Origin of the sequence: Streptomyces sp. Isolate_45, from assembly GCF_024721315.2 — a bacterium.
Lineage (GTDB): Bacteria > Actinomycetota > Actinomycetes > Streptomycetales > Streptomycetaceae > Streptomyces.
Map to the genome: position 1 here is coordinate 1 of NZ_JANFAK020000190.1, position 14190 is coordinate 14190.

The following is a 14190-nucleotide window of genomic DNA, read 5'->3' on the forward strand; positions in this document are numbered from 1 at the left end:
CCCCCCCCCCCCCCCCCCCCCCCCCCCCCCCCCCCCCCCCCCCCCCCCCCCCCCCCCCCCCCCCCCCCCCGGGCGGGGTCGTGCGGGCCGTACTACTCGGGCCCGCCCCGGCCGGCCTCCTTGCCCGGCTTGCCGCCCTTGCCCGGCTTGCCCTTGCCCGGCTTGCCCTTGCCGTGGTCGTCGCGCTCGTTCCGGATCGTGACCACGAGCCGCCCGCCCGGGGTCGTCCCGTCCAGCTTCAGCGGGCCGGTGACCCGGTCGCGGGGCAGCACGTAGCCCTCGGGGACGTCCGTCTCCACCAGGTAGTACCAGCCCTCGGAGAGCCGGTCGAAGTCACAGACCCCGTTGCGGTCGGTGGCGCAGCCCGGCCCGGACTTCTGGTCGGGGTTGATGCCGCGGGTCTGCAGGCCCCTGGTGTTGTTGGTTTCCTTCCAGACCTCGAACACCGCGCCGCGCAGCGGCCGCTTCGTCTTCGCGTCCTTCTTCAGGACCCGGATCGAGCCGCGGTGCTGCTCCTTCTTGCTGTTGGTCACGTTGAGGACGATGCCCTCCGCGACGTCGCCCTCGTCCAGCTCGAAGGCCGTGACCGGGTCGCGGGAGACCTCGTAGCCGGGCGGGACCGCGGTCTCCCGCCAGTAGTACGTCTCGCCGGCGGGCAGTTCGACCGTGCAGGTGCCCTCCGCGTCGGTGACGCAGACCGTGTCGAGCCGCTCGTCGGTGGCCTGGCCGCCGGTCTGCAGGCCGGGCCGGTCGTTGGTCTCGCGCCACAGCTCGAAGGTCGCGCCCGGCAGGGCGGCTCCGGTGTCCTTGTCGGACTTCCGGAGGACGACCTTCGCGTCGTCCGGCGTGGTGCCGCGCTCGTTGTCGATCTGGTACTGGACGCCGCCCGAGGCGTTCTCGCGGGTCAGCGTCAGCGGGAAGACGTTGTCGGTGGGCAGGACGTACCCGGGCGGGGCCGCGGTCTCCCGCCAGTAGTAGGTGCCGAGTTCGGCGCCCTCCCGCACGCAGACGCCGTCGGCCGGCGTGACGCAGTCGGTGATCCTGGTGTCGGCGCCCGGGCCGCCGGTCTGCAGGCCCGCGACATTGTTGGTCTCGCGCCACAGTTCGAACACGGCACCGGCCAGTGGCTCTCCCCGCTCGTCCCGCTTGAGGACGGAGACCGAGCCGGTGACCGGGACCGTCGTGCGGATGTTGACGGCCCGCGCGCGGGGCGTCCGCCCGTCGGTGGCGTCCTCCGGCGTCAGGACCAGCGGGAAGACCGGGTTCGCGGGGAGGTCGTAGCCGGCCGGCGCGGCCGTCTCCCGCCAGTAGTACGTCCCCGGCGTCAGGTTCGCCCGGGAGCACTCGCCGTCCGCGGGGGTCGTGCAGTCGGACACCTTCGTGTCCGGGGTGTCGCCGGCCGGCTGGAGACCGGGCCGGTCGTTGGTCTCGTGCCACAGCTCGAAGGTGGCGCCCGCCAGTGCGTTGCCCGCCCCGTCCACCTTGGTGACGGCGACCTCACCGGTCACCGGGGGCGTCGTCCCGCAGTCGGGGAGGTCGCCGGTGAAGGGGTAGGCGTGGAACTCCTGGCCTCCGCCCCCGACGGTTTCGCTGCCGTGGGTGACGGAGCCCGTGGTGAAGAAGCGGCCGTTGATGCCCGGCAGGGTGACGGTGGTCTCGGAGACCTGGTTGCCCATCAGGAAGCTGCCCTGGAACTGGCCACTACCGGTCAGGTTCACCGTCGTGGCGTCCGGGAAGTTCCACAGCAGCCGCTCGCGGTAGGTGTTCAGGTCCGGGGAACCGGAATCGACGAGGGTCCCGCTGTAGGTGTTGATGGTGCGGGTTCCGGTGCCGAGGACGTTGACCAGGATGGTCGCCCCGGCCGGGATCCGCGTGAAGCGGACGCCCTGCGCGCCGCCCGTACCGCTCACCAGGTCGGCGTCCACGTTGAACACCTGGAGCGGTGAACGGTTGTCGCCGGTGAACAGGGTCTCGGAGCCGCTGTTGACGGCGGTGCCGGTCGGCGGGCGCGGGCTGCCGTCGACCCTGGCGTAGCACTGGCTGGCGGCGGTGAGGCGGTCGCGCAGGCCGGCGTACGGGGCGACGGCGGCCGGGTCGGCAGTGGTGGTGCCGGTGACGGTGCCGCCTCCGGTGAGGGCGCCCGCGTACAGGACGACGCCCCGGTCTGCGATCAGGGTCTCCCCCGTGGCGACGGCGACATCGCCGCCGGTGGTGAGGAAGTCGGCCCCGTCGGGGGGCGGGACGAGCGAGCCGGCGCCGACGATGCCCACGTTGTACCGGCTGTCCCCGCCCGAAAGCTTGTCCTGGTCGAAGTCGCCGAGGACGACGAGCCGGCCCTCGGCCTCGGAGGCCCGCCCGCGGACGCGGAACTCGCCGCCGGCGAAGATGTTGACGGCGTTGTCGCGGCCCTTGATCCTGCCGTCGCTGCCGATCTCCGGGAACGGGCTGGGGCAGTCGCCCGGTACGCAGGGACCGAGTCCGCCGGGCAGGGGGGCGCGCAATGTGCCGGCCGCCGGGGGGAGTGCGCCGGGACCCGCGGCGAGTGCCGTGGGAGCGGCGGTGGCCAGTACGGCACCGATCGCTAGCCCGAGGGTCCAGTTCCTTGCTGACATGACGCTCCGTCCGTATCCGCGCTGTGGGCCCTGCCAGGCTGCGGGCGGCTTCGGCGCGGCGAACGGAAGACACCGGCGACTACGGCATTCCGGTCCGACAATCACTCGGTTGCTGCGTCCGGACGGGTGGCCGGCCCGCGGCCGGCGCGCTGCCGGTCGGGGGGCGGGGCCGTCGGGTGAGGGGGCCGGGGCCGGGGCCGTCAGGTGAGGGAGGACCCGGCAACCCAGTCCGCCCAGGACATGTTCCAGCCGCCCAGGCCGTTGCTCGGGGACACCGTCTTGTCCTGGGAGTTCACGACCTCCACCACGTCCCCGACCAGGGTGCGGTCGAAGAACCAGCCGGCCGGGGTGTCCGAGCCGCCGCCCTTGTCGTCGCGCAGGCCCACGCAGCCGTGGCTGACGTTGGTGGAGCCGAAGGTGTCGGGGCTGGCCCAGTAGTTCCCGTGCAGGAACGTGCCCGAGGAGGTGAGCCGCATGGCGTGCGGGACGTCCGGGATGTCGTACTCGCCCTTGCCGTCCTCGCTGGTGAAGCCGACGGTGGCGCCGTTCATGCGGGTGACGTCGAACATCTCCATCACCACCATCTTGCCGTTGTAGGTGGTGTTCTCGGGGGCGCCGGCGGTGATCGGGATCGTGGACAGCAGCTGTCCCTCCCGGCGGACCTGCATGGTGTGCGCCTCGGCGTCCACGACGGTGGTCTGGGAGCGGCCGACCGTGAAGCGGACGGTCTTCTCCTGGATCCCGTAGGAGCCGGGGGCGCCCTCGACGTCGCGCAGGTCCATCTTGACGGTGACCTCGGTGCCGGGCTTCCAGTACTCCTTGGGCCGGAAGTCGAGGCGTTCGTTGCCGAACCAGTGACCGGCGACCTCGACGGGCGGGTTGGAGGTGACGGTGATGGCCCGCTCCACGTCCGTGCGTTCCTTGATGGCCCGGCTGAACTTGAACGAGACGATCATGCCGGTGCCGACGGTGGAGCGGTTCTCGGGCTTGAAGTAGCCGATGAAGCGTTCCTCGGGGACGTAGGTGGTGAAAGTGGTGTGGCGGGCCTGGCGGCGGTTGTGGCCGTCGAGGGCGACCGCGTCCACGGTGTACTTGGCGGCGAGCGAGAGCCGGCCCGCCTTCGGGTCGGGGCTCCAGCTGAGGCCGTCGGCGGCGATGCTGCCGGGCACCTTCTCCTCCTGGGCGTCCTCGACCTTGGTGACCACGACCCGCTCCAGGCGCCCCTCGGGGACGGTCACCCTCAGCGGGCCCTCGGCCGGGACCCCCTTCGCGTTGTCGTCGGGGGTGATCCGGATGGCTTCGGCCGGCGGCTTGGGTCTGCCGGGCAGCTGCACCTCCACCGGGGACTTGCCGTCCTCGGTGCAGCCCGTCAGCCCGCCCAGCAGGACCGCACATGCCGCCAGGGCGGCCCACCCCGCCCCTGCCCGCCTCGTCAAAAGAGTCACGAAGGGTCCAACGACCGGCCCCCTCCGGGGGAAACGTGAGGGCGGGGCACGTTCCGGGCAGAACAGTCAGGGCAGAACAGTGTGAAGGCACCAGACGGGGGCGGGCCCAGGCCGGGACGCCGGGGCCGTGATCCCCTGCCCCCATCGGTACCCAGGAGCCGTGGAGGCGGGCATTGTCGAGCGCAGCCGAACAAGAGGCGGTGGATGCCGTCGAGGGCACCGCGAACGCGGTGAACACGCGGGAGCTGGTCCACACGAGGGTGTTGCGGGCGTCCGCGCGCCCGGGGCCGCCCGTGTGGCCCGGGTCCTCGCACCCCTTGGGGGCCCGCCACCACGCCGGCCCCGGCGGGGTCGCGGGCACCAACTTCGCCCTGTGGGCGCAGGGCGCGGAGGCGGTGGAGGTCTGCCTGTTCGACGAGGCCGGCACCGAGACCCGCTGCGCCCTGACCGAGCTCACGCACGAGATCTGGCACGGGTTCCTGCCCGGCGTGCGCCCCGGACAGCGGTACGGGTTCCGGGTGCACGGCCGCTGGGACCCGTGGACGGGCGCCCGCCACAACCCGGCCAAGCTGCTCCTGGACCCGTACGCGCGGGCCGTCGACGGGGACTTCACGCTCCCGCCGGAGGTGTACGGGCACGTCCGGGACTGGCCGCAGCAGTACATCGCGGACACCGTGCGCGACGACCGGGACTCGGCGCCGTTCGTCCCGAAGGGGGTGGTCGTCCACGATGACGACGACTGGGCGGACGACGTCCGTCCGAAGACCCCCTGGGCCGATTCGGTGATCTACGAGCTGCACGTGCGCGGCTTCACGATGCGCCATCCGGGTGTTCCCGAGGAACTGCGCGGCACCTACGCGGGCCTCGCCCATCCGGCGGCGATCGAACACCTCTCGAAGCTCGGCGTGACGGCGGTCGAACTGCTGCCCGTGCACCAGTTCGCCCACGAGGACCACCTGCTGCGCCGGGGCCTGCGCAACTACTGGGGCTACAACTCGGTCGGCTACTTCGCCCCGCACGCCGGCTACTCGTCCAGCGGGACGACCGGCCAGCAGGTCGGCGAGTTCAAACGGATGGTGCGCGCCCTGCACGCGGCCGGGATCGAGGTCATCCTCGACGTGGTCTACAACCACACGGCGGAAGCCGGCGAGCTGGGCCCGACCCTGTCGCTGCGCGGGATCGACAACCGGGGCTACTACCGGCTCCAGTCCGACCAGCGCCGGTACTCCGACTACACGGGCTGCGGGAACACCCTGCACGCCGGGCGTCCGCACGTACTGCGCCTGATCACGGACTCGCTGCGCTACTGGGTCACCGAAATGGGGGTGGACGGCTTCCGCTTCGACCTGGCGGCGGCGCTGGCCCGGTCCATGCACGACGTGGACATGCTGTCGCCGTTCCTCGCGGTGATCGCCCAGGACCCGGTGCTGCGGCGGGTCAAGCTGATCGCGGAGCCGTGGGACGTGGGTTCGGGCGGCTACCAGGTGGGGGCGTTCCCCCCGCTGTGGACGGAGTGGAACGACCGCTACCGGGATGCCGTACGGGACTTCTGGCGGGGGGCGCTGCCCGACGTGCGGGACCTCGGGTACCGGTTGTCGGGCTCCAGCGACCTGTACGCGTGGGGCGGGCGGCGACCGTACGCCTCGGTGAACTTCGTGACGGCGCACGACGGGTTCACCCTGCGGGACCTGGTGACGTACGAGCGCAAGCACAACGAGGCGAACGGGGAGGAGGGCCGCGACGGCACCAACGACAACCGGTCGTGGAACTGCGGGGCGGAGGGCGAGAGCGACGACGAGCGGATCGGGTCGCTGCGCCGCCGCCAGCTGCGCAACCTGCTCACCACGCTGCTGCTGTCGACCGGGGTGCCGATGCTGGTCGCGGGCGACGAGTTCGGCCGGACCCAGGGCGGCAACAACAACGCCTACTGCCAGGACAACGAGACGGGCTGGGTGGACTGGTCGTTGCTGGAGGACCCCTCCTGGAACGAGCTGTTCGCCCTGACCCGACGGCTGATCTCGCTGCGCCAGGCCCATCCGGTACTGCGGCGGAGGGCCTTCTTCTCCGGCCGGGCGCAGGGCGCCGACGGGCTGCGGGACCTGGCCTGGTTCACTCCGGAGGGCGCGGAGATGACGGAGCGGGACTGGTACGCGCCGGCCGCCGCGGTGGGGCTGTACCTGTCGGGGCGCGACATCCCGGGCCGCGACGAGCGGGGCCGCCAGGTGACGGACGACAGCTTCCTGGCCCTGCTGCACGCCGGGGACCGACCGGTGGAGTGGCTGCTGCCGGGGGCGCCGTGGGCGGACGTGTACGAGCTGGTGCTGGACACCTCGCGGGAGTCGCAGGCCGCGCCGCCCGCGACCCGGCACCGCGGCGGGGAGACCCTCACCGTGCCGGCCCGGTCGGTGATGCTGCTGCGCGTGCTGACGTGACGGGGGCCGGGTCGGGTTCGGGGTCGGGGCCGCGGGCACGTGCCCGGCTGCGGCTCCGGCCCCGGTCCTGACGCCGGATCAGTGGTGGGGTGCGGCGTGTCCGGGAGCGGCGGGGCGGCGGGTCAGCGCGTTTCGACCTGGATCAGCATCCGCTTGAGGAGGGCGGCGAGCGCGGCGCGGTCGGCGTCGTCGAGGGGTTCGATCATCCGCGCCTCGGCGATCCCGCGCCAGCGCATGGCGTCGGTCCAGCGCCGGTGCCCCTCCCCGGTGAGCTCGACGTCGACCCGGCGGCGGTCCGCGGCCGCGCGCAGGCGCCGGACCAGGCCCGACTTCTCCAGGGTGTCGAGGCGTCCGGTCATGCCGGCCGGCGAGAGGAGCAGTTCGGCGGCGAGTTCGGAGGAGGGGGCCCGCCAGGGGGCGCCGCGGGAGGCGAGGCGGTGCATCGTCTCGAACTCGAAGGCCTGGAGCCCGGTCTCGGCGAGGGCCCGTTCCTTGCCGTGCGCGACGTGCTTGGCGAGCAGTTGGATCCGTGTGATGACGGCCTCGGTGGGGACGTCGAAGGGGACCTTGCCGCTCCAGCGCGCGATGTGGCGGTCGACGGAGTCCTCCGCGGGGGCCGCCGGCTCCGACCGGACGGAGCCGGGGCGGGGGGCGGGGTCCGTGGTCCCGTGCGGTGCCGGGGTCGCGCCCGTCTCTGTGCCCATGTCCGCATTATGACCCGGTCGGTGGCGGCCCCGTCCCCACCCCCGGACAAAAACATTTCGCTGGCGAATTCTTCGTCGGCGAAATAATCTTCGTGGCATGACCCCGACCCTCCTGCGGCTCATCGCCGGCCGCACGTGCGCCGCCTTCGCCACGGCGCTGATCCCCACGACCCTCACCCTCGCGGTGATGCGCACCGGTTCGGCCGGCGACCTCGGGTTGGTCCTCGCCGCCGAGATGCTGCCGATGCTGCTCCTGCTGCCCGTCGCGGGGGTGGCGGCCGACCGGTTCCCCGCCCGGCGCGTCGTGCTCGCCGCCGACCTGGTGCGGGCCGCCGCCCAGCTGGCCACCGGGGCGCTCCTGCTGTCCGGTCCCGTACGGGTACCCGAGCTGGCCGCGCTGTCGGCGCTGACCGGCGCCGCCGTCGCCTTCGGCACCCCCTCCGCGCGGACCCTCGTGGCGGCCGTGGTCGCCGGGCCCGGCCGGCTGCGCGCCAACTCCCGGCTGATGGTGGCCCAGGGCCTGGCCGCCATCGCCGGACCGGCCGCCGCCGGCGCGCTGATGCTGAGCGTCGGGGCGGGTTGGTCCTCGCTGGCGACCGGCGTCCTGTTCGCGGCCTCCGCCCTCACCCTGGGCGGCCTGCGGACCCCGGCCCGCGAACGCGCCGGCGTCCGACCCGGGTTCACGGCCGAGCTGCGCGCCGGCTGGGCGGAGACCCGTCGGCACCCGTGGTTTCTGGCCAACGTCATGGCGCACGGCGTCTGGCACCTGACCGCCGGCGTACTGCTCACCCTCGGCCCGCTGATCGCCGTGGAGTCCCTGGGCGGCGAGGATTCCTGGGTGCTCGTCGCCCAGGCCGGAACCGCGGGTCTGCTCGCGGGCGCCTGGGCGGCCGGACGGCTGCCCGTCCGCCGGCCGCTGGTGTGGGTCGCGGTGGCTTCGGCGGCCATCGCCCCGGCCCTGGCCGCCTTCGCGTTCCGGCTGCCCGTGGCGGTGTGCGCGGTCGCGTACCTCGTCGGCATGGGCGGCGTCGGACTGCTGAGCCCGCTGTGGGAGACGGAGATCCAGCGGCGGGTGCCGGCCGAGGCCCTGGGGCGGGTCGGTTCCTTCGATTCGCTGATCTCCTTCGCGGCCCGACCGCTCGGCCTGGCGGTGGCGGCCCCGCTCGCCGCCGTCACCGGAACCGCGGCGCCGCTGCTGGCCGCGGCGGTGCTCGTCGCCGTCGCGAACCTGTCCGTACTGCTGCTTCCGGACGTAAGGGCGGATCCGGAGCGGAAGCCTTCGTTCGCCCTGCGATGATGTGGCCCTCATACGAACACTCGTGCATCGCGCACGTGTGCCATCGAAGGGCTCAGGGGTACGCATGGCGAGAGTCGGGACCGCGCTGCGGGAGCTGCGCGGGGCGCAGAAGTCGGCGAAGGGCGTGTCGCTCTACTCCCGGTTCGTGAACCGGCCCGCCGGGCGCTACCTGGCCGCCGGATCGTACGCGCTGGGCCTCACTCCCAACCAGGTGACGCTGATCAGCGCCGTCTTCAGCTTCGCCGCCGTGGCGGCCGTCGCGCTGGTCGCGCCCTCCTGGGGGCTGGGCATCGCCGTGTGGGCGGCCCTCGCGGTCGGCTTCGCCTTCGACTCCGCCGACGGACAGTTGGCCCGCCTGCGCGGTGGCGGCAGCGCGGCCGGCGAGTGGCTCGACCACGTCGTGGACTGCGCGAAGCTGACCGCGCTGCACACCTGCGTGCTGATCGCGTTCCACCGCTTCCCGGAGGCCTACGGGACCGGCTCGGAGGGTTGGCTGCTGGTGCCGCTGGGCTTCCAGTTCGCCGCGGTCGTCACCTTCTTCGGCGGGCTGCTGACCGAGAAGCTCAAGCCCAAGCCGGCCCCGGGCAGCCCCGCCGCCGCGCCGTCGACCCTGCGCGCGGTGGCGTTGCTGCCGGTGGACTACGGGGTGTTCTGCCTGGTGTTCCTGCTGCTCGGCGGCGGCGCGCTGTTCCGCTGGGCCTACGCGGGACTCGGCGTGGTCGCCGTCCTCTTCCTGCTGGCGTTCCTGACCAAGTGGTTCCGGGAGCTCAACGCCGTTCGGCGGTGAGCGCCTCGGGCCCCGCGAGGGGCTGGGCCAGGGCGTCCAGGGCCCGGCGCAGCTGGGTGCTGGACGTGTGGACGGTGTAGGGGAAGTAGACGACGTCGACCCCGTGGGCGGCGAAGTCCTTCTCCAGCCGGTCGCCCTTGGGCGTGCCCCGCCAGTCGTCACCCTTGAAGATCACGTCGAAGCGGACCTGCTTCCAGGTCTCCACCTTGTCCGGGACCGTCTCGACGAAAGCCGCGTCGACGTACTTGACGCTGCGGACGATCTCCAGCCGTTCGACCAGGGGAATCATCGGGCGACGGCCCTTGGCGAGTTCGGCCATCTCGTCGGAGACCACTCCGGCCACCAGGTAGTCGCACCGACTCCGGGCGTGCCGAAGGATGTTCAGATGTCCGATATGGAACAGGTCGTAGGCGCCCGGCGCGTAGCCGACCCGATACGGTCTGCGCGCGGACGGCCCAGGCTCGGACATATCGTGCTCCATCATCAGTTACCCCCCAGCGGCCACACCCCCGGGTGTGGCGGATTAGCAGACAATAGCGTGCACGTTCCGCACCCTGTCGGTGAACGAATAGGGTGACGTGCGCATCATCCAGGGGAGAAGGGGACGTTCAGTGTCCAATTCCGGTCACCGGCGCCTGCTGCTGGTTTCCACCAACTACGCCCCCGAGCACGCGGGCATAGGCCCGTACGCCACTCAGATCGCGGAGCACTGGGCCAGTATCGGCCACGAGACCCATGTCCTGGCGGGCATGCCGCACTATCCGGCGTGGTCGGTCGAGCCGGAGTACAAGGGGGCGCTCCGGCGCACGGAGGGGCGCGCGGGAGTCACCGTGCACCGGCGTGCGCACACCGTGCCCCAGCGGCAGACCGCCGTGAAGCGCGCCCTTTTCGAAGGATCGATTCTGCTGCACGGCGCCGTGGCCCCGCCCCGGATGCCGAAGCCGGACGCGGTCCTCGCGCAGATGCCCAGCCTGGCCGGCGGCGTGCTCGCCGCGCGGCTGGCGGCGCGCTGGAAGGTTCCGTACGTCCCCGTGGTCCAGGACCTGATGGGGGCCGCGGCGGCGCAGAGCGGGATCAGCGGCGGCGACAAGGCCGCGGCGATCGCGGGGCGCGCGGAGGCGTACGCCCTGAAGCGGGCCACCCTGGTCGGCGTGATCCACGAGACCTTCGTGGACCGGGTCGTCGGCATGGGCGTGGACCCGAAGAGGATCCGCCTCGTGCCCAACTGGTCGCACGTGCCGCAGCCCACCAAGCCGCGCGGGGAGACCCGCCGACACCTGGGCTGGGCGCCCGGCCAGACGGTGGTCCTGCACTCCGGGAACATGGGCCTGAAGCAGGGGCTGGAGGTCCTCGTCGGCGCCGCCCGACGGGATCCGTCCGTCCGCTTTGTCCTGATGGGTGACGGCAGTCAGCGAGCGGCGCTGGCCGCCCTCGCGGCGGACGTTCCGAATCTGGACATCATCCCCCCTGCCGCTGACGGCGAGTTCCCCGATATTCTCGCCGCGGCGGACGTGCTCGCCGTCACGCAGCACGCGGCCGTGCTGGACATGAGCGTTCCGTCCAAACTCACCTCCTACTTCCAGGCCGGCCGGCCCGTCGTCGCCTCCGTCGCGGCGGAGGGCGGAACCGCCCAGGAGGTGGCACGTTCGGGCGCCGGGGTGCTCGTTCCGCCGGAGGATCCCGACGCGCTGTTGAAGGCCGTACGGGCTCTGGCGGAGGACCCCGATGGCGCGGACGCGCTGGGCGCTGCCGGGCCCGTCCACGTGGCGGCCCACCTGAGCCGGGAAGCGGGCCTCGCCCGCATCGACGCACTGATAGACGAAGCACTTGGGGGCACCCAGCCGTGATCGAGACGAACCGCCCAGCAGCGGCCCCGGCCGAGGACGAACCGGATCTCCTCAGGGACCAGTTCAAGCAGCTCCTGCGCTACCGCAAGCTCATCGGCGCGGGCGTGGGCATCGGCCTGCTGGGCGGCGTCTACCTCGGCATATCCACGGCGGACACCTACGTGGCGACCGCCGACGTGGTGCTGCGCGCCCCGACGGACGACCCGTTCAACCCCAGCCTCGCACCCGACAAGGCGATCAACATCGGCTCCGAGCGCCAGGTCGCGCTCTCCAGTTCCATCGCCGAGGCGGCCAAGAAGAGCCTCAAGATCGCCGACCAGGACTTCGCGTCCCTGCGCAGCGGCCTCCAGGTGACCAACCCGCCGCAGACCATGGTGCTCCGCTTCACCTACACCGCGTCCTCCCCCAAGGAGGCCGCCCGGCGCGCCAACGCGATGACGCAGGCCTACCTGCTCAAGCGGCAGGAAGCCCTCGACGCCACCCGCGACAAGATGGTCAAGGGCTACAAGGAGCAGCGCGACCCGGTCGCCAAGCAGCTCGACGAGCTCTCCAAAGAGATCTCCCGGATGCCCGCGGGCACCGTGCGCGACGCCGCGACCTCCTCCAAGACCGACCTGCAGAGCGAGGTCGGCGGCTACAACGGCAAGATCACCAAGCTGGAGGCCCTGGACATGACCCCGGGCCGGGTCACCAGCGCGGCGACGGCGCCGACCGCCCCCGACGGCCCCGGCATCCTCATGTCGCTCGCGCTGGGCGCGGCCGTCGGCCTGGCTCTCGGCCTGCTCGCCGCCTGGGTCCGCCTCGTCTTCGACCCGGCGCCGCGTTCCGAGGGCGACGTCTCGCGGGCCCTGCGGGCGCCCGTACTGGGATCCCTGCCCCGGGACAAGACGGGCGGCGGGCCGCTCCTCGCGGCCGGCGAGGCCGACCCCAGGCTCGCCGAGGAGTACCGCTCGGTGGCGTTCCGGCTCGCCTACGACTCGCGCTTCGCCGACCGGCGCCGACTCCTCGTCGTCGCCCCGCGCGGCAGCAGCGAGACCGCCGCCGCCGTCGCCGTGAACCTGGCCGCCTCCTTCGCCGAGACCGGCAAGGACGTCCTGCTCATCGAGGCCGACCTGCGCACCCCGGTGCTGGCCAGCCAATTGCCCACCGACGCCGGCGGGCGGCCCCGCTGGAGCCAGATGCCGGGCGGTCCCTCCGCAGGCGGGCACGGCGAGTCCGACTGGCCCGACGGACGGCAGCTCGTCGTGGACGCCGGGGAATCGGGCGCCTTCGACCTGATTCCGGGCGAGCAGGTCCGCAACGTGCCGCGCGCGCTGACCTCGCCGCGCGCCACCCGGCTGATCTCCGAGGCCGACTCCCCCAACTCGACCGTCGTGGTGCTCGCCCCGCCCGTGCTCTCGTACGCCGACGCGCTCGCGCTCGTCGACCGCGTCGACGGCGTGCTGGTGGTCTGCGACCCGCGCGCCGTGCACCGAACCGACCTGTCCCGGATCCGCGAGCTCATCAGCGGCGCCGGCGGAACGGTGCTGGGCGCCGTACTGCACACCCCGCTGCCGACCGAGAAGCGCGGCCGCGGCAAGGGGAAGGGCGCGCCCGCCCCGGCCACCGCACCTCCCGCGCCGGCCAAGTCCGCGCCGCAGCCCCTGACCCGTGAGCCGGCCGAACCCGAGCAGCACATCCCCGGTGACGGCACCGACACCGTCGCCCTGCGCACGGTGCGCACGGGCCGGCGGTGAGCCGGCGGGGCCTCGCCGCGGTCTCCTCGGTCCTGGACCAGGCCGCCTCCAGCGCCACGAACATCCTGGTGCTGGTGCTGGCCGCCCGGCTGTCCTCGGCGTCCGGCTTCGCGGACTTCTCGATGGTGTACGTGGCCTTCAGCGTGCTCCTCGGGCTGAACATGGCCTACGTCGGGCAGACCGTCGTCCTGGAGAAGGGCGAACGCCTGGGCGCCGTCTGCCGTTCCTCCGTCCTGTTCACGGCCGCCGCCTCGGCGGCGGCCGGGCTGCTCCTCGCCGCGGTGGGCCTGGCCCTGCCCGGCGCCGCCGGCACGGCCTTCCTCGCGCTGGGCGCCGTGCTTCCCCTGGTCCTCGTCCAGGACGGACTGCGCTACTGCTTCTCCGCCCTGCGCGTGCCCGAACGGGCGCTGGCCGCCGACACGCTGCGGCTGGTCTGCGTCGTCGCCGCGCTGGCCCTCCAGCCTTCGGGCGCCTCCCCGGGGCGGCTCGTTCTCGTGTGGGGGCTCTCCGCGCTCCCGGCGCTGGCGCTCGGTCTGTGGCTGCTGCGGCCCTTCGTGCGCGGGGTGCGCGGTGAGCTGCGCCCCTACCTGCGCCGCGGGCACCTGGGGCAGCGGTTCGTGGTGGAGTTCGCCGTGGGCAACGGCTCCAGCCAGCTCGCGGTCCTCGGCCTCGGCGTTTTCGCGACCCCGCTGGCCGTCGGCGCCCTGCGCGGCGCCACCACCCTCTTCGGGCCGCTGAACGTGCTGTTCAACTCGGCGAACGCGTTCGGCCCGCCCGTGGTCGGCCGGGCCCGCGGCAAGCGGGGCGTCGTCCGGCTGACGGCCCTGATGGGCGCCGCCCTCGCGGTGCTCGGCGCCGGGTGGGCGGCGGTCCTGTACGCGCTGCCCGACCGGCTGGGCCGTCACCTGCTCGGCGACACCTGGGCCGCCGCGTCCGCCCTGCTCCCGGCGACGGGGGCGCAGTACGCCGTCATGGGGCTCGGCACCTGCGCGCTGCTGACCCTGCGCGTCCTCAACCCGAAGGCCACCCTGTCCCTGCAAGTGGTCTTCTCCCTGCTGTCGGTGGCCCTGCTGCTCGGCGGGTACGCCGTGTGGGGCGTCGCGGGGGCCGCCTGGGGCCTGGCCGTGGGCTCCGCCGCGAAGGCGGGGGCCGGCTGGTCGCGCGTCGCCCGCCTGGAGGTGCCGTCCCAGGACCCGGCGCCCGCAGCCCCGGACGCCGCGGGGCGGACAACCGCCTGAGCGACGACGGGAGAGACGGCCGCGGGGGGGGGGGGGGGGGGGGGGGGGGGGGGGGGGGGGGGGGGGGGGGGGGGGGGGGGGGGGGGGGGGGG

The 14190-nt window shown here is 73.5% G+C and carries 10 protein-coding genes; 6 read left to right on the forward strand and 4 right to left on the reverse strand.

Features of this window, described 5'->3' with window-relative positions:
• Positions 1-92: 92 nt before the first annotated feature.
• Together NOD94_RS35540 and NOD94_RS35545 are read right to left on the reverse strand one after the other, a co-directional pair.
• Positions 93-2612 (reverse strand): SpaA isopeptide-forming pilin-related protein, encoded by a 2520-nt coding sequence (locus NOD94_RS35540; RefSeq protein WP_281210354.1) that lies wholly within the window; start codon positions 2610-2612, stop codon positions 93-95.
• 200 nt (positions 2613-2812) lie between these two features.
• Entirely contained in the window at positions 2813-4048 is a 1236-nt protein-coding gene (locus tag NOD94_RS35545) for an Ig-like domain-containing protein (protein ID WP_281210362.1), read from the reverse strand.
• 239 nt (positions 4049-4287) lie between these two features.
• Here NOD94_RS35545 and glgX point away from each other — a divergent pair, with 239 nt between their 5' ends.
• On the forward strand, positions 4288-6489 hold the full coding sequence (gene glgX, locus NOD94_RS35550) for a glycogen debranching protein GlgX (protein ID WP_281210363.1): 2202 nt from the start codon (positions 4288-4290) through the stop codon (positions 6487-6489).
• Positions 6490-6611: 122 nt separating this feature from the next.
• Here the strand turns inward: glgX and NOD94_RS35555 are convergent, their stop codons facing one another.
• A complete protein-coding gene (locus tag NOD94_RS35555) occupies positions 6612-7193 on the reverse strand; it encodes a MarR family winged helix-turn-helix transcriptional regulator (RefSeq protein ID WP_281210355.1) in 582 nt (193 codons plus the stop codon).
• Positions 7194-7290: 97 nt separating this feature from the next.
• Here NOD94_RS35555 and NOD94_RS35560 point away from each other — a divergent pair, with 97 nt between their 5' ends.
• Positions 7291-8490, forward strand: coding sequence for an MFS transporter (locus NOD94_RS35560; RefSeq protein ID WP_281210356.1), 1200 nt, complete (start codon positions 7291-7293; stop codon positions 8488-8490).
• A 64-nt stretch (positions 8491-8554) separates the two neighbouring features.
• Entirely contained in the window at positions 8555-9277 is a 723-nt protein-coding gene (locus NOD94_RS35565) for a CDP-alcohol phosphatidyltransferase family protein (RefSeq protein WP_281210357.1), read from the forward strand.
• Here NOD94_RS35565 and NOD94_RS35570 read toward each other — a convergent pair.
• Positions 9258-9746 carry an adenylyltransferase/cytidyltransferase family protein gene (locus NOD94_RS35570; RefSeq protein ID WP_281210359.1) on the reverse strand — a complete coding sequence of 163 codons (489 nt, stop codon included), beginning with the start codon at positions 9744-9746 and terminating at the stop codon, positions 9258-9260. The two genes, NOD94_RS35565 and NOD94_RS35570, sit on opposite strands and share 20 nt — an antisense overlap.
• A gap of 172 nt (positions 9747-9918) precedes the next feature.
• Here NOD94_RS35570 and NOD94_RS35575 point away from each other — a divergent pair, with 172 nt between their 5' ends.
• The 3 genes from NOD94_RS35575 to NOD94_RS35585 are packed head-to-tail and all read left to right on the forward strand — an operon-like array spanning position 9919 to position 14098.
• Positions 9919-11124 carry a glycosyltransferase family 4 protein gene (locus tag NOD94_RS35575; RefSeq protein WP_281210364.1) on the forward strand — a complete coding sequence of 402 codons (1206 nt, stop codon included), beginning with the start codon at positions 9919-9921 and terminating at the stop codon, positions 11122-11124.
• On the forward strand, positions 11121-12860 hold the full coding sequence (locus NOD94_RS35580; protein ID WP_281210360.1) for a lipopolysaccharide biosynthesis protein: 1740 nt from the start codon (positions 11121-11123) through the stop codon (positions 12858-12860). Before NOD94_RS35575 ends, NOD94_RS35580 begins: the two co-directional genes overlap by 4 nt.
• Positions 12857-14098 carry a hypothetical protein gene (locus NOD94_RS35585; RefSeq protein WP_281210361.1) on the forward strand — a complete coding sequence of 414 codons (1242 nt, stop codon included), beginning with the start codon at positions 12857-12859 and terminating at the stop codon, positions 14096-14098. The genes NOD94_RS35580 and NOD94_RS35585 overlap by 4 nt, the downstream gene beginning before the upstream one ends.
• Positions 14099-14190: the final 92 nt, after the last annotated feature.

Coding starts and splice junctions, on each gene's coding strand:
- NOD94_RS35555 (WP_281210355.1), bottom strand. CDS start 7,193: ATGGGCACAGAGACGGGCGCGACCCCGGCACCGCACGGGACCACGGAC.
- NOD94_RS35565 (WP_281210357.1), top strand. CDS start 8,555: ATGGCGAGAGTCGGGACCGCGCTGCGGGAGCTGCGCGGGGCGCAGAAG.
- NOD94_RS35570 (WP_281210359.1), bottom strand. CDS start 9,746: ATGTCCGAGCCTGGGCCGTCCGCGCGCAGACCGTATCGGGTCGGCTAC.
- NOD94_RS35540 (WP_281210354.1), bottom strand. CDS start 2,612: ATGTCAGCAAGGAACTGGACCCTCGGGCTAGCGATCGGTGCCGTACTG.
- NOD94_RS35560 (WP_281210356.1), top strand. CDS start 7,291: ATGACCCCGACCCTCCTGCGGCTCATCGCCGGCCGCACGTGCGCCGCC.